The sequence below is a fragment of the Citrobacter sp. XY323 genome (assembly GCF_025106035.1).
GTDB classification, from domain to species: Bacteria; Pseudomonadota; Gammaproteobacteria; order Enterobacterales; family Enterobacteriaceae; genus Citrobacter; species Citrobacter braakii.
Map to the genome: position 1 here is coordinate 1 of NZ_JANYUK010000010.1, position 16,595 is coordinate 16,595.

The 16,595-nt window shown below is 53.0% G+C and carries 15 protein-coding genes; 7 read left to right on the forward strand and 8 right to left on the reverse strand.

Annotated features, from left to right (window positions below):
* From N0B36_RS13965 to pth, 3 genes are all read right to left on the reverse strand, one after another.
* On the reverse strand, positions 1-711 hold a 711-nt coding region (locus N0B36_RS13965), incomplete at its 3' end, for an integrase arm-type DNA-binding domain-containing protein (protein ID WP_259688512.1).
* 214 nt (positions 712-925) lie between these two features.
* Positions 926-2,020, reverse strand: coding sequence for a redox-regulated ATPase YchF (gene ychF, locus N0B36_RS13970; RefSeq protein WP_016153303.1), 1,095 nt, complete (start codon positions 2,018-2,020; stop codon positions 926-928).
* A gap of 115 nt (positions 2,021-2,135) precedes the next feature.
* A complete protein-coding gene (pth, locus tag N0B36_RS13975) occupies positions 2,136-2,720 on the reverse strand; it encodes an aminoacyl-tRNA hydrolase (protein ID WP_016153302.1) in 585 nt (194 codons plus the stop codon).
* 274 nt (positions 2,721-2,994) lie between these two features.
* Between pth and ychH the strand changes: the two genes are divergently transcribed.
* Positions 2,995-3,276 carry a stress-induced protein YchH gene (gene ychH, locus N0B36_RS13980; protein ID WP_016153301.1) on the forward strand — a complete coding sequence of 94 codons (282 nt, stop codon included), beginning with the start codon at positions 2,995-2,997 and terminating at the stop codon, positions 3,274-3,276.
* A 124-nt stretch (positions 3,277-3,400) separates the two neighbouring features.
* Here the strand turns inward: ychH and lysC are convergent, their stop codons facing one another.
* Positions 3,401-4,762, reverse strand: coding sequence for a lysine-sensitive aspartokinase 3 (lysC, locus tag N0B36_RS13985; protein WP_259688513.1), 1,362 nt, complete (start codon positions 4,760-4,762; stop codon positions 3,401-3,403).
* A 611-nt stretch (positions 4,763-5,373) separates the two neighbouring features.
* Here lysC and N0B36_RS13990 point away from each other — a divergent pair.
* Positions 5,374-6,759, forward strand: coding sequence for a diaminobutyrate--2-oxoglutarate transaminase (locus tag N0B36_RS13990; RefSeq protein WP_019076946.1), 1,386 nt, complete (start codon positions 5,374-5,376; stop codon positions 6,757-6,759).
* A 15-nt stretch (positions 6,760-6,774) separates the two neighbouring features.
* A complete protein-coding gene (locus N0B36_RS13995) occupies positions 6,775-8,238 on the forward strand; it encodes an aspartate aminotransferase family protein (RefSeq protein ID WP_016156743.1) in 1,464 nt (487 codons plus the stop codon).
* A 97-nt stretch (positions 8,239-8,335) separates the two neighbouring features.
* On the opposite strand, the gene dauA is transcribed toward N0B36_RS13995, so the two are convergent.
* The 4 genes from dauA to lolB form a co-directional block, all read right to left on the reverse strand.
* Positions 8,336-10,018, reverse strand: a complete 1,683-nt coding sequence (dauA, locus tag N0B36_RS14000; protein WP_029139565.1) for a C4-dicarboxylic acid transporter DauA — start codon at positions 10,016-10,018, stop codon at positions 8,336-8,338.
* Positions 10,019-10,142: 124 nt separating this feature from the next.
* The gene (prs, locus tag N0B36_RS14005; RefSeq protein WP_001518537.1) at positions 10,143-11,090 is read right to left on the reverse strand and encodes a ribose-phosphate diphosphokinase; all 948 of its coding nucleotides are present in this window, start codon (positions 11,088-11,090) and stop codon (positions 10,143-10,145) included.
* A 217-nt stretch (positions 11,091-11,307) separates the two neighbouring features.
* Positions 11,308-12,159, reverse strand: a complete 852-nt coding sequence (gene ispE, locus N0B36_RS14010; protein ID WP_200079995.1) for a 4-(cytidine 5'-diphospho)-2-C-methyl-D-erythritol kinase — start codon at positions 12,157-12,159, stop codon at positions 11,308-11,310.
* A complete protein-coding gene (gene lolB, locus N0B36_RS14015; protein ID WP_047358971.1) occupies positions 12,156-12,779 on the reverse strand; it encodes a lipoprotein insertase outer membrane protein LolB in 624 nt (207 codons plus the stop codon). The genes ispE and lolB overlap by 4 nt, the downstream gene beginning before the upstream one ends.
* A 211-nt stretch (positions 12,780-12,990) precedes the next feature.
* On the opposite strand from lolB, the gene hemA reads away from it, so the two are divergent.
* From hemA to sirB2, 4 genes are read left to right on the forward strand one after another with little or no spacing between them, the layout of a single operon-like run.
* Positions 12,991-14,247 carry a glutamyl-tRNA reductase gene (gene hemA / locus N0B36_RS14020; RefSeq protein WP_016153294.1) on the forward strand — a complete coding sequence of 419 codons (1,257 nt, stop codon included), beginning with the start codon at positions 12,991-12,993 and terminating at the stop codon, positions 14,245-14,247.
* Positions 14,248-14,288: 41 nt separating this feature from the next.
* Positions 14,289-15,371, forward strand: a complete 1,083-nt coding sequence (gene prfA / locus N0B36_RS14025) for a peptide chain release factor 1 (RefSeq protein ID WP_016153293.1) — start codon at positions 14,289-14,291, stop codon at positions 15,369-15,371.
* A complete protein-coding gene (gene prmC / locus N0B36_RS14030) occupies positions 15,371-16,204 on the forward strand; it encodes a peptide chain release factor N(5)-glutamine methyltransferase (protein ID WP_016156740.1) in 834 nt (277 codons plus the stop codon). Before prfA ends, prmC begins: the two co-directional genes overlap by 1 nt.
* Positions 16,201-16,593: an invasion regulator SirB2 gene (gene sirB2 / locus N0B36_RS14035; RefSeq protein WP_016153291.1), complete on the forward strand. Its 393-nt coding sequence runs from the start codon at positions 16,201-16,203 to the stop codon at positions 16,591-16,593. The genes prmC and sirB2 overlap by 4 nt, the downstream gene beginning before the upstream one ends.
* Positions 16,594-16,595: the final 2 nt, after the last annotated feature.

Sequence of the window (16,595 nt, forward strand, 5' to 3'; positions counted from 1 at the left end):
CGCCAATGTCCACCACATAAGCCACATGCAATAGTTAACCTGGTATGAGCCACGACTATTGTCAAAACAGCTTAATAACTTTCCAATTTGCTGAGGATTCAGTGCTTGTTTGTGCTGTGTCTTATTGGCCGGAAGAGCTTTGCGCACGGGCCAGACAGGATCACTATCAGCTCTAAGTGTCGCTACTGCCAACTCGAAAACTGATGAAATGGTTCGACGGGCTTCAGCGGCAACGGTCGGAGCGCCGCGCTTAGCCGTTTCCTGAAGAATTTTAAGAATGTGGTGCGGAGTGATTTCCCTGATAGGAAGTTTGCCGATGGCGGGGAAAACTACACGCTCAAGCATATCCAGTCGCCGCGTTTTGGTGATTTCGGCCCAGTCTTTCAGCTGCAACCACTCTTTGGCAATCAGCTCAAAGGTGTTGGATGCGTCGTTGACCTTGCGGATCTTATCTAACTGGCGAGCCTGTGTCGGGCTAACTCCATCTGCGACTTGTTTACGCGCTTGCTCACATTTCTCGCGAGCTTCGGCAAGTTTGACCGTCGGGTACTCACCCAACGCGAACATGCTGGATTTGCCGTTGAGTTTAAACCGATAGCGCCAGGCCTTTTTGCCGTTGGGTTTCACTTTGAGGTAGAGACCGTTGAAATCATTTAGTCGATAGAGCTTTTCTTTCGGCTTGGCAGTGCGGCATTGCGTATCGTTGAGCATAACGGGGCCTTGTTTATTTATTATACCGTTATTGTACTCACTTAAAATGAAGATGGAAGAATGTTGTACTCATCCATGTACTCATTTTCTACAGCGTTGTTACGAGATAAATTGAGACATTGTGAAATGAAAAATCCACGCAACTGCGTGGATTTTATAGGGTTTTGCCGTTATTATGAGATTCAGTGAAACCTCATGAGACAGCAAATTTTATTTAGACGTTGAACAGGAAGTTCATCACATCGCCATCTTTAACGATGTAATCTTTACCTTCTGCACGCATCTTACCGGCTTCTTTCGCGCCTTGTTCACCTTTATAGGTGATGAAATCTTCAAACGCGATGGTTTGTGCGCGGATAAAGCCTTTCTCGAAGTCAGTATGAATTTTACCCGCCGCCTGCGGAGCCGTTGCGCCAACAGGAATGGTCCATGCACGAACTTCTTTCACGCCAGCGGTGAAGTAGGTCTGCAGGTTCAGCAGTTCGTAACCAGCGCGGATTACGCGGTTCAGACCTGGCTCTTCCAGACCCATTTCAGCCATGAATTCTTCACGGTCAGCATCATCGAGTTCTGCGATGTCAGCTTCAACGGCAGCGCAAACTGCAACCACCACGGAGCCTTCAGCTGCGGCGATTTCACGCACTTTATCGAGGTATGGGTTGTTTTCAAAACCGTCTTCGTTGACGTTGGCGATATACATGGTTGGCTTCAGCGTCAGGAAGCTCAGGTATTTGATAGCCGCTTTGTCTTCATCGGTCAGCGTTTTCAACGCACGCAGCATGCCAGCGTTTTCCAGCTGTGGCAGGCATTTTTCCAGTGCAGCCAGTTCCGCTTTAGCGTCTTTATCGCCGCCTTTAGCCTTCTTCTGTACGCGATGGATAGCGCGCTCACAGGTATCCAGGTCAGACAGCGCCAGTTCGGTATTGATAACCTCAATGTCGTCAGCCGGATCCACTTTGTTATTAACGTGGATGATGTTGTCGTTTTCAAAGCAGCGAACCACGTGGCCGATAGCTTCGGTTTCACGGATGTTCGTCAGGAACTGGTTACCCAGACCTTCGCCTTTGGACGCGCCTTTTACCAGACCGGCAATATCGACGAATTCCATCGTTGTTGGCAGGATACGCTGCGGTTTGACGATTTCGGCCAACTGATCCAGACGCGGATCGGGCATCGGGACAACACCTGTGTTCGGCTCGATAGTACAGAACGGGAAGTTTGCCGCTTCAATACCCGCTTTTGTGAGCGCGTTGAACAGGGTGGATTTGCCTACGTTTGGCAAACCGACGATACCGCATTTGAATCCCATGTTTAAATCACCTTAATCTTTTGATATTCAACCTGTTATGGAAAACAGATTGTAGAAAAGTAAATAACTCTGCCTATTATACACAGCACGCGAGAAAAATGCCGCACATCGCTGCTTATTGCGCTTTAAAGGTGTGTAACCGGCTCGTTGCCTTGGTCAGGCCATCTTTGAATAAAATCTCGGTACAACGTGCCGCTTCGTCAATTGCTTCATCAATTAACTTCTGTTCTGAAACAGGCGGTTTGCCTAAAACAAATCCGACAACTTTGTTTTTATCACCCGGATGACCAATTCCCACGCGTAAACGATGAAAGTTGGGGTTATTGCCCAACTTGCTGATGATGTCTTTCAGGCCATTATGTCCGCCATGACCGCCACCGAGCTTAAATTTTGCCACGCCAGGCGGCAGGTCTAATTCGTCGTGCGCGACCAAAATTTCATCGGGGTTGATACGATAAAAACTGGCCATCGCACCCACGGCCTTGCCGCTGAGATTCATAAATGTGGTCGGTACCAGCAAACGGACATCTTCCCCTTCGAGCGTTACTCTGGAGGTGTAGCCGAAGAATTTCGGCTCATCACGCAGGGGCGCGCGTAATCTCTCTGCCAGTAAATCGACATACCATGCGCCTGCGTTGTGTCGCGTTGCCGCATACTCTGCGCCGGGGTTCGCCAGGCCGACAATCAATTTAATCGTCACGTGTTTTGTCCTGAGTGTTTCCATAAACGACGTGTAGTTTACTGTCTGATGCTGCTCTTGACAAAAAACTGCGTTCTAATCGCCAAAAACTGAATAATTGCACAAATGGACTATTAGAAATTGAGTGTGTTCAGTAGCTTATTTGTAAAGTTTTGTTGCGCGAGTGTTCGTAATTGTGATCGCTCCCGCACTTGCGAACGGCAGTGTTGTCTATACTTTACACATAAGGATTAGGGGTATTCCCTGTAGCAACCCAAAGTTCCGGAGGTGACACATGAAACGCAAAAACGCTTCGTTACTCGGTAACGTGCTCATGGCTTTAGGGTTGGTGGTGATGGTGGGGGGTGTTGGTTACTCTATTTTAAACCAATTGCCGCAATTTAATCTGCCACAGTTTTTCGCACATGGTGCCGTGCTCAGTATTTTTGTAGGTGGTGTTCTGTGGTTGGCGGGAGCCAGAGTGGGCGGGCACGAGCAAATCAGTGACCGTTACTGGTGGGTACGCCATTATGACAAACGCTGTCGTCGCGGTGATACCACTCATCGTCATAACTAAATCGTTTCCCGGTAGAGAGGGCTGCGGTTTGAATACAAAGTCCTGGTTGAAAAACCAGGACTCTGCTTGTTCATTATCCTTGCATAGAACGCACTTTTATATTTGCTACGGAATATAAGAAACGTTATTCGAATAACCGATAATGTAACGTTTTAACCGCGCTATCCGCGTCTTCAGCGGGCAACAGGAAACACAGGTTGTCATTTGACGCGCCGTGGCAAATCATTCGCACCGTATGCCCTTCAAGCCAGGCAAAAACGTCTTTGCAAACCCCCGCCGCCTGAGTCAGCCGATTCCCCACCAAAGTCACCAATGCCAGTCCGGTTTCCACTTCCACACGACAGTGGGAGGATAATGCGGTAAACAATGCGCTGGTCAGTATATGATCTTCACCTGAGGTAGCGTGAGTTGCGTCCAGCGCCAGCGCAATACTGTTCTCTGAGGTTGTAACCAAATCCACCGTGACTGCGTGGCGAGCTAAAATGGCGAAGGACTGCGCCAGGAAAGAACCGGACGGTTGTGTCTCCAGACTATGTAATCGCAACAGCGTCTGTTTACGGCGCACGGCAAGCGCACGATAGCGAGGTGGGTTGTCGGTGGTGTTATGCACCAGCGTACCACCGGCAGCCGTATCCTTACTTGAGCCAACAAAGACCGGAATGCTTTTACGCATTGCCGGAAGCAGCGTAGCCGGGTGGAGGACCTTCGCACCAAAGGCGGCCATATCGCTGGCCTCGGAAAATGAGATGTGGTCAATCCGTTTGGCCCGCGGCGCAATGCGCGGATCGGTGGTGTAGATCCCTGCGACATCGGTCCAGATGTCCACGCGTGCGGCGTGAAGCGCCTCACCGAGAAGCGTCGCCGTGTAATCACTACCACCGCGTCCCAGCGTAGTGGTATGCCCTGCGGCATCCCGGCCGATAAACCCCTGGGTCACCATAATCGCTTGCTCAAGACGAGGGCGCAGGTGAGTCTCCACCAGGTGGTGCAACGAACTGAGTTCGGGTTCGGCGCAGCCGAAACTGGAGTTGGTACGCATCACGCTGCGGGCGTCAAACCACCCGGCCTCGGCATGCCGTTCACGTAAGACTTCAGTAAACAGTAAAGAGGACATCAGCTCGCCGTGACTGACCAATTCATCGCTTAGCGCATCAGACGGTGAAACGGTCGCCGTTTGTGCAAGATGGCGGATGTTGTTGAGAAGATTATCGATTTCCGTGCTGATAACGGACGGCTGCTTCAGGCGGGAAATAATGTTGTATTGGATGGCGCGTAGGGTCTCAAGCTTATCTAATTGTTGATGCGTTTCCAGACCTTCAGAAAGCTCGACCAGTAAGTTTGTAACGCCTGCTGAAGCAGACAGTACGACTAAACGGACATCTTGATCAGCAAGGACAATGCTGGCGCTTCGGTTCATCGCATCAAAATCAGCGACGCTGGTGCCGCCAAATTTGGCAACGACGGATGGTGGATAAATGCGAGTCATAACAATCTCATATCAGGGCGCCATAAAAGTATGGCTAGAAAATTTTCATTCTCGGCATAAGGGGAAACGGTGTTCGCCTTACGAAATGTCCGCCCGCGAACATTTCTGCTGACAACCCAGGGAATTCCTGTTGTCGAAAACGCGTGTCGCCTGTACGCGTTACCGGGTGCTGCGCATTAATTTTATTTACATAGCCTGCAAATAAGCGCGCCATACTAAGTGATTTATATTTAGGGATCGACTTTTTTATTCGATTTATCGACAAATAAGTGAAAAATCATGTCGTAACAAGAAAACGCGTACATTATTAATGGTAAAAACGTGTAAAAAAATAATAAAAACATGAAAATTACATGGTTTTTATAACATCGTATGCGTTGCAATTGGCTATGGTAATTGTTAATTAAATAGATATATTTCTTTAGGATTTCGTAATGAAGGGTGGCTGTTACACTTTGAATTATAAAGAAAAAACACCTGCTAAATGTGTTGAAAAATAAATGATTGAGTCCAGGGCTAAAACAACATATATTAGCCGCGCTTTTTTACAGGTAACCCTTATAACCATTTATTCAATCAGGCGTTAATCTACACCTGGTTGTAGGAGTGATATGATGACGGATAAAGTCCGTATTGATACTTTAAGTGCTAATTCATTACCACAGAGCAATGATACCTTTTTAGCAAGACAGGCTGAGTTTGAATCTAATGTCCGCAGCTATCCACGTAAACTGCCATTAGCGATTGCTAAAGCGCAGGGCGTCTGGATTACTGACGTAGAAAATAATCAATATCTTGATTGCCTGGCAGGTGCCGGAACCCTGGCGCTTGGTCATAATCATCCTGAAGTGCTGCAGAGCATTCAAAGTGTCATCACAAGCGGCTTACCGTTACATACGCTTGACCTTACCACACCGTTAAAAGATGAATTCTCATCGTATTTACTTTCTTTATTACCGGGCCAGGGCAAAGAGTATTGCCTGCAGTTCACCGGGCCGTCCGGTGCCGATGCCGTTGAAGCGGCGCTGAAGCTGGCGAAGAAAGTTACCGGCCGTTCCAGCATCATCAGCTTCTCCGGTGGCTACCACGGGATGACCCACGGCGCGCTGTCCGTGACCGGCAACCTGTCGCCGAAAGAAGCCGTCAGCAACATGATGGCGGAAGTGCAGTTTATGCCGTATCCGCATCAGTACCGTTGCCCGCTGGGTATCGGCGGCGACGCTGGCGTCAAAGCATTGACCTACTACTTCGAAAACCTGATCAACGACGTTGAGAGCGGCGTGCGTAAACCGGCTGCCGTGATCCTCGAAGCGGTGCAGGGCGAGGGCGGGGTAAACCCGGCTCCGATCGAGTGGCTGCAGCGTATTCGTAAAGTGACCCAGGAACACGGCATTCTGCTGATTATCGATGAAGTTCAGGCTGGCTTCGCGCGCACGGGTAAACTGTTCGCCTTCGAACACGCCGGTATTGAGCCGGATATCATCGTGATGTCCAAAGCGGTTGGCGGCGGTCTGCCACTGGCGGTACTGGGCATTAAAAAGCAGTTCGATGCGTGGGCTCCGGGCCATCACACTGGCACCTTCCGCGGCAACCAACTGGCGATGGCGACCGGTCTGACAACGCTGAAAATCCTCAAAGACGACAAGATTGCCGATAAAGTTGCTGCCCAGGGCGAGTGGCTGAAAGGCAAACTGACTGACCTGCAGAAACGTTACCCGGTTATCGGCCAGGTACGTGGTCTGGGCCTGATGATTGGTCTGGAAATCGTTAAGCCGAACGAAGCGCAGGATCACATGGGCTGCTACCCGGCCGATGGCGAGCTTTCCGCGCTGCTGCAGAAAAAATGTTTCGAAAACGGCCTGATTCTGGAGCGTGGCGGCCGTAACGGTTGCGTACTGCGTCTGCTGCCGTCTCTGTTGATCACCAACGCAGAGCTGGAGATTTTCCTCGATAAATTCGAAAATGCCCTGCTGGGCGCTGGCGTGAAGCCGGTTTAAACGGAGTTGGATCGAATGTCAGACGTAAATCCGATTCTGTCCGGCTCGGCACAAAGCATTGCTGCCTACCAGGACGCTATCGAGCAGAGTACGCAAGCGGTCGTTGAATGGTTGAAGCAACCTGAGATGTATCAGGGCAAAACCGTTGAGCAACTGCGCGAACGTATCAACCTGAATTTTACGTCTCAGGGCCTGGGCAACCAGGCCGCTATTGAGCGTGCGGTTGAATACTTTCTGAAAGACAGCTTGTTGGTTCACCATGCGCAGTGCGTGGCGCACCTGCACTGCCCGAGCCTGGTGATTAGCCAGGCGGCAGAAGTGCTGATCAACGCCACCAACCAGAGTATGGACTCCTGGGATCAGAGCCCGTCGGCGACCATCATTGAGATCAAACTGATCGAATGGTTGCGTGAGCAGGTGGGCTATGCGGCAGGCGACGCGGGCGTGTTCACCAGCGGTGGCACCCAGAGCAACCTGATGGGCCTGATGCTGGCGCGCGACGCCTTTTTTGCCCGCCAGGGGCATTCCATTCAGCAGAATGGTCTGACCGGCGACCTGAGTAAAATCAAAGTATTTTGCTCTGAAAGCGCGCACTTCTCTGTGCAGAAGAACATGGCGCTGATGGGGCTGGGTTACCGTTCCGTCACCCAGGTGAAGACCGATGCGTTCTCACGCATGGATCTGGCTGACCTGAAAGACAAGCTGGCCCAGGCGAAAGCCAACGGCGAACAGGTGATGGCGATTGTCGCCACTGCGGGTACTACCGATGCGGGCGCAATCGATCCGTTAGCGGACATTGCGGCGCTGGCGGCAGAACACCAGATCTGGATGCATGTGGATGCAGCATGGGGCGGGGCGTTACTGCTTTCTGAGCAGTATCGTCACTTCCTGAACGGCCTTGAACTGGCGGATTCCGTGACGCTGGACTTCCACAAACAGTTCTTCCAGACCATCAGCTGCGGCGCGTTCCTGCTGAAAGACGCGCGTCATTACGAGCTGATGCGTTACCAGGCGGCGTACCTGAACTCTGATTTTGATGAAGAGGCGGGCGTACCGAATCTGGTGTCGAAATCGCTGCAGACCACGCGCCGTTTTGACGCGCTGAAGCTGTGGATGGGTCTCGAAGCGCTGGGCAAAAAGCAGTATGCCGAAATCATTGATAACGGCGTAACGCTGGCGCGTGATGTGGCTGCGTTTGTGAAAACTCAGCCACACCTGGAACTGGTGATGGAGCCGCAGCTGGCAAGCGTGCTGTTCCGTTTCCGTCCGCACAGTGACGACATGGCGTTCGTTGCGCTGTTAAACCAGCGTATTGGCGACGTTCTGCTGGCTTCTGGTAGCGCCAACGTTGGCGTGACCGAAGCGGATGGCGTAACCTGCCTGAAGCTGACGCTGCTGAACCCCACGGTGTGTCTGGAGGATGTCAAAGTCCTGCTGGCAAGCGTGAAAGCGACAGCTGAGCAACTGTTGAACGCGTAAGCAATAAGCTGATTATAAAAATGGCTCCCACACACGGGAGCCATTTTTTTGCCTGTCATTTGTAGTCTGGCGGCGCTTCGCCTGGCCGGGCTACACGTCAGCTGATATCTGCCAGCGCGGCGTCTTTATTCGGGAAGAACGTCAGGCGTCCGGCAATCGGCTGAATGCCCGCGCGCGCCATGGTACGTAACGGCTGGAATTCCAGATTACTGATCCGCAGTTCACACCCTTCCGGGAGGCGTTTTACAAAACGCTGGAAAGCGTCCAGACCACCGGCATCCAGTACCGGGACCGCGTCCCACTTTAAGACCACAATACGTTTACCTGCAATACGCGATTCGAGATCGGTAAATAATCCCTCCGCAGCGGCAAAGAAAAGTGGGCCAATAACGCGCAGCACCAGCACATCGTCAGGTACGTCTACGTTGACCGGCGCCAGACGCGTCATGCGCGCGATACGACGCATAAACAGCAGGGAGGCGAGAACGATACCGACGCTGATGGCGATCACCATGTCGAATAGCACCGTCAGCGACATACACATAAGCATGACAATGATGTCGTCTTTTGGCGCATGACGCAGCAGATCCACCACTTTATGCGCTTCACTCATGTTCCATGCCACCATCAGCAGCAGGGCGGCCATGGCGGAAAGCGGTAACCAGGAAAGCAGCGGCGCAAGCACCAGCAGGGCGAGGATCACCAGAATCGCGTGGATGACCGCTGAAATTGGTGAGGTCGCCCCGGCGCGGACGTTTGCCGCAGAACGGGCAATTGCCGCCGTGGCGGTGATACCACCGAAGAACGGTGCCACGATGTTGCCCAGGCCCTGGCCAATCAGCTCACTGTTGGCTTTATGCTTGGTGCCAGTCATCCCATCAAGTACGACGGCGCACAGTAGAGATTCAATCGCCCCGAGCATCGCCATGGAGAAGGCGGCCGGTAACAGCGCCTGTAACGAACTCCAGCTCAGGGTAAAGTTTGACTCCGGCATGTCCCACGGTAATACCAGTTGCGGCAGCAACTGCGGGATACCGTTACCCTGCGAGCCGTCAGCCAGAATGTAGTGGAACTGAGAACCGATGGTGGCGACATGGCCGCCGGTCAGGTTCACAATCCCCATTACCGCACAGCCTGCCAGCAGCGCAGGAAGGTGGCCCGGCAGTCGGATCCCCAGACGCGGCCAGAAAATCAGGATCCCCAGCGTCACCACGCCAATTGCGGCATCGCCAACGTTGAGGGTTGGCAGGGCCATAAACAGCGCGCCGACCTTTTGCAGGTAGTGCTCCGGGACATGGGCCATTTGCAGACCGAGAAAATCTTTAATCTGCATGGTACCGATGGTGATACCAATACCCGATGTAAAACCTAACGTAACGGATACCGGGATATATTCGATCAGGCGACCAAAACGGGCGAGGCCGAAAAGGATCAGGAATATCCCGGACATTAGCGTTGCGACCAGCAGGCCTGCCAGCCCAAACTGTTGCGACACCGGATACAGAATCACCACGAAAGCGGCGGTTGGTCCAGATACGCTAAAACGTGAACCCCCGGTAAGGGCGATAACAATCCCAGCCACGGCTGAGGTATACAAGCCGTACTGCGGCGCCACGCCACTGCCTATTGCCAGGGCCATCGCCAGCGGAATGGCAATGATCCCAACGGTTATCCCGGCGATCAGGTCGCGGGTAAAGCGAGAAGCGGTATATTTTTCTTTCCAACAAGCGTCGATGAGGGCGCGGAAAGGCATCACATGTGAGGAAAATAATCTGTTCACAATAATGTTTCATCCATGAGCGCATCATCTGTCAACTAAATGGCAGGTGAAGGAGGCATAAGTCATACAAATAGATGTTGCAGATAAAAAAACCCGCCGCAGCGGGTTTTTGAGCCGGGCTCGATTAATGCTCGAACATAGCAGAGATGGATTCTTCGTTGCTGATACGACGAATCGCTTCGGCCAGCATACCCGACAGGGTCAATGTACGCACGTTTGGCAGTGCTTTGATTTCGTCAGTCAGTGGAATAGTGTCACAGACAACGACTTCATCAATCACTGAATTGCGCAGGTTGTTTGCCGCATTACCTGAGAAGATCGGGTGGGTAGCGTAAGCAAATACGCGTTTTGCACCACGTTCTTTCAGTGCTTCTGCTGCTTTACACAGCGTACCGCCGGTATCGATCATATCATCAACCAGCACGCAGTCACGACCTGCAACGTCACCAATAATGTGCATCACCTGAGAAACGTTCGCGCGCGGGCGTCGTTTGTCGATGATAGCCATGTCGGTATCGTTCAGCAGTTTAGCGATAGCGCGGGCACGCACGACGCCACCGATGTCCGGAGAAACCACAATCGGATTGTCCAGATTCAGCTGCAGCATGTCTTCTAACAGGATCGGGCTACCGAATACGTTATCAACCGGTACGTCAAAGAAGCCCTGGATCTGTTCAGCATGCAGGTCAACGGTGAGGACGCGGTCAACGCCAACGCTGGACAGGAAATCAGCGACGACTTTAGCAGTAATCGGTACACGAGCGGAACGTACGCGACGATCCTGACGTGCATAGCCGAAGTAAGGAATAACGGCGGTGATACGGCCTGCGGAAGCACGGCGCAGCGCATCAACCATAACGACCAATTCCATCAGGTTGTCGTTAGTAGGGGCACAAGTGGACTGGATGATGAAAATATCACCACCGCGTACATTTTCATTAATTTGTACGCTGACTTCGCCGTCGCTAAAGCGACCTACAGCGGCGTCGCCGAGTGAAGTGTACAGGCGGTTGGCAATACGTTGTGCTAGTTCCGGGGTGGCGTTACCAGCAAAAAGCTTCATATCAGGCACGAGAAGAACCTCAGGCATGCGTCCATTGGTGGAAAGAATCTGCCGAAAACTGTGCGGGCCAGGCAGTATCCTCTCCATGCGGTGTATTAAAGAGCGCGATGCAACGTCTGGAACAGGGTGACGTTGTCACCGCAACTCAGCTTGCCCGGCTTACTCGTCATCTTTCACGTTTCATGTGTGCTGGCATATTTCGCCATCTTCCTGAAACCTGAATGATTTAGAGTAACGCTCTGTGCAATGGGGAGAGGTTGACACCTTTCGCCACAAAGCCTTTGAGCCATTCCGGGGCTTGCTCAAGCACCTGGCGAGCACGAGACTCAGTGTCAAATTCAGCAAAGACACAAGCCCCTGTACCAGTCAGGCGCGACGGCGCGTATTCTAACAGCCAGGAAAGCGCCGCATCAACCTCGCGAAAACGTTTTCTTGCGATAACCTCGCAATCATTGCTGAATTCACATTTTAGTAACGTTCTTATTGACCTTTTTGGCGTGTTGCGCGGGAGGTCGGGATCTTTAAAAATCACCGGCGTCGGAATACTGACTCCCGGGTGGGCGACCAGATACCATTTTTCCTCTGGCTCGACCGGCGTCAGAATTTCACCTACGCCTTCAGCAAAGGCCGCATGGCCGCGCACGAATACGGGAACGTCCGCCCCCAGCGTTAAGCCGAGTCCTGCCAGTTCATCAACCGAAAGTCCGCACTGCCAAAGGTGATTCAGCGCCACCAGGACGGTAGCTGCATTAGACGAACCTCCGCCAAGACCGCCGCCCATCGGCAGGCGTTTTTCGATACTGATGTCGGCGCCGCTCCCTTTGGGAAGGCGATCGCTTTCAGACGCCGCCTTCATCAGCAAGCGCGCCGCACGGACAATGAGATTGTCTTCATGCGCAACGCCTTCCACCGGCGTTAACAGGCGGATTTCGCCGTCGCCACGCAGCGCAATACCTATCGTGTCGCCATAATCAAGAAACTGGAATAGCGTTTGCAAAGTGTGATAACCGTCCGCACGCTGCCCGGTGATGTATAAAAACAGATTCAGTTTTGCCGGAGAGGGCCAGTGGGTCATCATTTCACAATCCAGTTATCCATTTTCAGCTTAATACGCTGATCGCCGTCGGACAGTTCCATGTTTGCCGGCATCGCGGGCTTAATTTTGCTGTCGTAGGCGCTATAGACCACTTTCCAATTTTTACCGTCTTTGCTGTAGTTCACTTCACTCAGACGATACTGGTCGTCGAGTTTGTAATCGCTGGCGTCTCCCGGCAGGCCAAGGATCCACTGGCGCAGGCTGTTCAATGGAATAGGCATGCCGGTCAGCTTACCAATCATCTCTTCGGCGTCGTCAGCGGTGTAGTGCTTGCCTTTGTTATCGACAAGTTCGACGTTGCCCGGCTGGGCATTGAGTTCCAGTTCAGTGCTGCCCAGGGGATTGGTCAGCAGGAGACGGTAGCGATCCTGTCCGGTTTGTTGCCAGAAAAAGCGGGCATAGACTTTCTGTTGATCGGAAATATACGCAAACGCACCGCGCGTCTGATATTGGTTCAGGGCGCGTACTTCCTGCTGGTGCTGGCGCCACTGTGGAGAGTCAGGGCTTTTGCCGGGACCTTTCGGCGCGTTGAGCGTACAGGCGGTAAGAGCCAGGGCCGCCAACGGCAGCAGGCGAATCAGGCGAAAATCAGGCAGGGTCATAATGATGACAAATCCTTGAGATACGTTGCAGTTATAACTCTTAATGCTAGCGCCGCCATCATACATCGTCTACGTTCAAGTTATCTTAAATCGCTCAAATTTGTGCACTAAGCTATTACTCCAAAAGGGGGCAGTCTCTTTTATTGACCGCACGCATCCTGTATGATGCACCCAGTCTAACCTTATCAACGCTGGTACTATTCCCGCACACATGACCCTTTTAGCGCTTGGTATTAACCATAAAACGGCACCTGTATCGCTGCGAGAACGCGTAACGTTTTCGCCGGATACGCTCGATCAGGCGCTGGACAGCCTGCTTGCGCAGCCAATGGTGCAGGGCGGGGTGGTGCTGTCGACGTGTAACCGTACGGAACTGTATCTCAGCGTTGAAGAGCAGGATAACCTGCAAGAAGCGCTGGTTCGCTGGCTGTGCGATTACCATAATCTTAATGAAGAAGACTTGCGCAATAGCCTGTACTGGCACCAGGACAACGACGCCGTCAGTCATTTGATGCGTGTTGCCAGCGGTCTGGATTCGCTGGTGCTTGGTGAACCGCAGATTCTGGGGCAGGTGAAAAAAGCTTTTGCGGATTCGCAAAAAGGTCACCTGAACGCCAGTGCGCTGGAACGCATGTTCCAGAAATCATTCTCTGTCGCTAAACGTGTACGTACAGAAACAGACATCGGTGCCAGCGCCGTGTCCGTGGCTTTTGCCGCCTGTACGCTGGCGCGGCAAATATTTGAATCGCTCTCCACGGTGACCGTGCTGTTAGTGGGCGCAGGCGAAACCATTGAGCTGGTGGCGCGACACCTGCGTGAGCATCAAGTGAAGAAGATGATCATCGCCAACCGTACCCGCGAGCGTGCGCAGGTGCTGGCGGATGAAGTCGGCGCCGAAGTGATTTCGCTGAGTGATATCGACGCGCGTTTACAGGATGCCGATATTATTATCAGTTCTACCGCCAGCCCGCTGCCGATTATCGGCAAAGGAATGGTGGAGCGCGCGCTTAAAAATCGCCGTAATCAACCTATGCTGCTGGTGGATATCGCCGTACCGCGCGATGTCGAGCCGGAAGTGGGTAAGTTGTCCAACGCCTATCTGTACAGCGTTGACGACCTGCAAAGCATCATTTCGCATAACCTGGCCCAGCGCAAAGCGGCGGCCGTGGAAGCCGAAACCATTGTGGCGCAGGAAACCAGCGAATTTATGGCCTGGCTACGCGCTCAGGGCGCAAGTGAAACTATCCGCGAGTATCGCAGTCAGTCAGAACAGATTCGTGATGAACTGACCGCCAAAGCGTTGGCCGCTCTTCAACAGGGTGGTGATGCGCAAGCCATTATGCAGGATCTGGCCTGGAAACTGACCAACCGCTTGATCCATGCACCAACCAAATCACTTCAACAGGCCGCCCGTGACGGGGATAGTGAACGCCTGAATATTCTGCGCGACAGCCTCGGGCTGGAGTAGCAGCACACCAATCTTATTTTTTACAGGGTGCATTTACGCCTATGAAGCCTTCTATCGTTGCCAAACTGGAAGCCCTGCATGAACGCCATGAAGAAGTTCAGGCGCTGCTCGGGGATGCGGGTACTATCGCAGACCAGGAACGCTTTCGTGCACTGTCGCGCGAATATGCGCAATTAAGCGATGTATCTCGCTGTTTTACGGACTGGCAACAGGTTCAGGAAGATATCGAGACGGCTCAGATGATGCTCGACGATCCTGAAATGCGTGAAATGGCGCAGGATGAACTGCGTGAAGCAAAAGATAAATGCGAGCAGCTGGAGCAACATCTGCAGGTTCTGCTGTTGCCTAAAGATCCTGATGACGAACGTAACGCCTTCCTCGAAGTGCGTGCGGGAACCGGTGGTGATGAGGCCGCGCTGTTTGCCGGCGATCTGTTCCGCATGTACAGCCGTTACGCTGAATCGCGTCGCTGGCGGGTAGAGATCATGAGCGCCAGCGAAGGCGAACATGGCGGGTTTAAAGAAGTCATTGCCAAAATTAGCGGCGAAGGCGTGTACGGTCGACTGAAATTTGAGTCCGGTGGACATCGTGTGCAGCGCGTACCTGCGACGGAGTCACAGGGCCGTATTCACACTTCTGCCTGTACGGTCGCGGTCATGCCGGAACTACCAGATGCCGAACTGCCGGATATCAACCCGGCCGATCTGCGTATTGATACCTTCCGCTCATCAGGCGCAGGGGGTCAGCACGTTAACACCACCGACTCCGCAATCCGTATTACCCACTTGCCGACCGGTATCGTAGTGGAATGCCAGGACGAACGTTCGCAGCATAAAAACAAAGCGAAAGCGATGTCGGTGCTGGGGGCGCGAATTCGAGCCGCCGAAGTGGCAAGACGTCAACAGGCAGAAGCCTCTGAGCGTCGCAATCTGTTGGGCAGTGGCGATCGCAGCGATCGCAACCGTACCTATAACTTCCCGCAGGGGCGCGTGACAGACCACCGCATTAACCTGACGCTCTACCGTCTGGATGAAGCGATGGAAGGCAAACTGGATATGCTCATTGAGCCAATTGTCCAGGAATACCAGGCCGACCAACTGGCGGCGTTGTCCGAGCAGGATTAATGGATTATCAGCACTGGCTGCGTGAAGCGATAAGCCAATTACAGGCAAGTGAAAGCCCGCGCCGTGACGCCGAGATTTTGCTCGAGTTTGTTACCGGTAAGGGACGCACCTTTATTTTGGCTTTCGGTGAAACGGTATTAACCGAGGCGCAGCGTCAACAGCTCGACACATTACTGGAGCGCCGTCAGCGGGGTGAGCCGGTGGCGCATTTAACCGGCGTGCGGGAGTTCTGGTCACTGCCGCTGTTTGTGTCTCCGGCTACGCTTATCCCTCGTCCGGATACTGAGTGTCTGGTGGAACAGGCGCTTGCTCGCCTGCCGGCCTCAGCGTGCCGCATTCTCGACTTGGGAACCGGCACGGGCGCCATTGCGCTGGCGCTGGCAACCGAACGTCCGGATTGCGCGGTAACGGCGGTTGACCGGATGCCGGATGCCGTTGCGCTGGCCACTCGCAACAAACAGCATCTGGGCATCGACAATGTTTGCGTGCTGCAAAGCAACTGGTTCAGCGCTTTGCAGGGACAGCAGTTTGACATGATTGTCAGCAATCCGCCGTATATCGACGAACAGGATCCGCACCTGGCGCAAGGCGATGTACGCTTTGAACCTCTGTCGGCACTGGTGGCGGGCGATCGGGGACTGGCGGATATTGTGCATATCATTGACCAGTCTCAGCGCGTCTTAACGCCCGGCGGCTATCTGTTGCTGGAACATGGCTGGCAGCAGGGGCAGGCCGTCCGGGACGTCTTTACTCGTGCGGGTTACCAGGCGGTTGAAACCTGCCGTGATTATGGCGGCAATGAGCGAATTACGCTTGGACGCATCCCATCATGAGTACCTTCAGTGTGTTACTCAACATTCATCTCATCAGTATTGCGCTTTCCGTTGGCTTGCTGACGCTGCGTTTTTGGTGGCGTTACACCGACTCGCGTCTTGCCTGCGCACGCTGGACGCGCATTGTGCCACCGGTTGTGGATACCGTTTTATTACTCAGCGGCGTGGCGTTAATGGTTAAAGCGCACATCCTGCCATTCACTGAGCACGGGACATGGCTGACTGAAAAGCTGTTTGGGGTTATCATTTACATCGTTTTGGGTTTTATTGCGCTCGATTATCGTCGGGCGCGCAGTCAGCAGGCGCGATTAGTCGCATTTCCGCTGGCGCTGGTGGTGCTGTACATCATCATTAAACTCGCCACCACAAAAATACCGTTACTGGGGTAAGC

What these genes read in the sequence shown, in the direction of transcription:
- ychF (WP_016153303.1), bottom strand. Translation starts at nt 2,020, where the DNA reads ATGGGATTCAAATGCGGTATCGTCGGTTTGCCAAACGTAGGCAAATCC.
- ychH (WP_016153301.1), top strand. Translation starts at nt 2,995, where the DNA reads ATGAAACGCAAAAACGCTTCGTTACTCGGTAACGTGCTCATGGCTTTA.
- lysC (WP_259688513.1), bottom strand. Translation starts at nt 4,762, where the DNA reads ATGACTCGCATTTATCCACCATCCGTCGTTGCCAAATTTGGCGGCACC.
- N0B36_RS13990 (WP_019076946.1), top strand. Translation starts at nt 5,374, where the DNA reads ATGATGACGGATAAAGTCCGTATTGATACTTTAAGTGCTAATTCATTA.
- N0B36_RS13995 (WP_016156743.1), top strand. Translation starts at nt 6,775, where the DNA reads ATGTCAGACGTAAATCCGATTCTGTCCGGCTCGGCACAAAGCATTGCT.
- ispE (WP_200079995.1), bottom strand. Translation starts at nt 12,159, where the DNA reads ATGATGACCCACTGGCCCTCTCCGGCAAAACTGAATCTGTTTTTATAC.
- lolB (WP_047358971.1), bottom strand. Translation starts at nt 12,779, where the DNA reads ATGACCCTGCCTGATTTTCGCCTGATTCGCCTGCTGCCGTTGGCGGCC.
- hemA (WP_016153294.1), top strand. Translation starts at nt 12,991, where the DNA reads ATGACCCTTTTAGCGCTTGGTATTAACCATAAAACGGCACCTGTATCG.
- prfA (WP_016153293.1), top strand. Translation starts at nt 14,289, where the DNA reads ATGAAGCCTTCTATCGTTGCCAAACTGGAAGCCCTGCATGAACGCCAT.
- prmC (WP_016156740.1), top strand. Translation starts at nt 15,371, where the DNA reads ATGGATTATCAGCACTGGCTGCGTGAAGCGATAAGCCAATTACAGGCA.
- sirB2 (WP_016153291.1), top strand. Translation starts at nt 16,201, where the DNA reads ATGAGTACCTTCAGTGTGTTACTCAACATTCATCTCATCAGTATTGCG.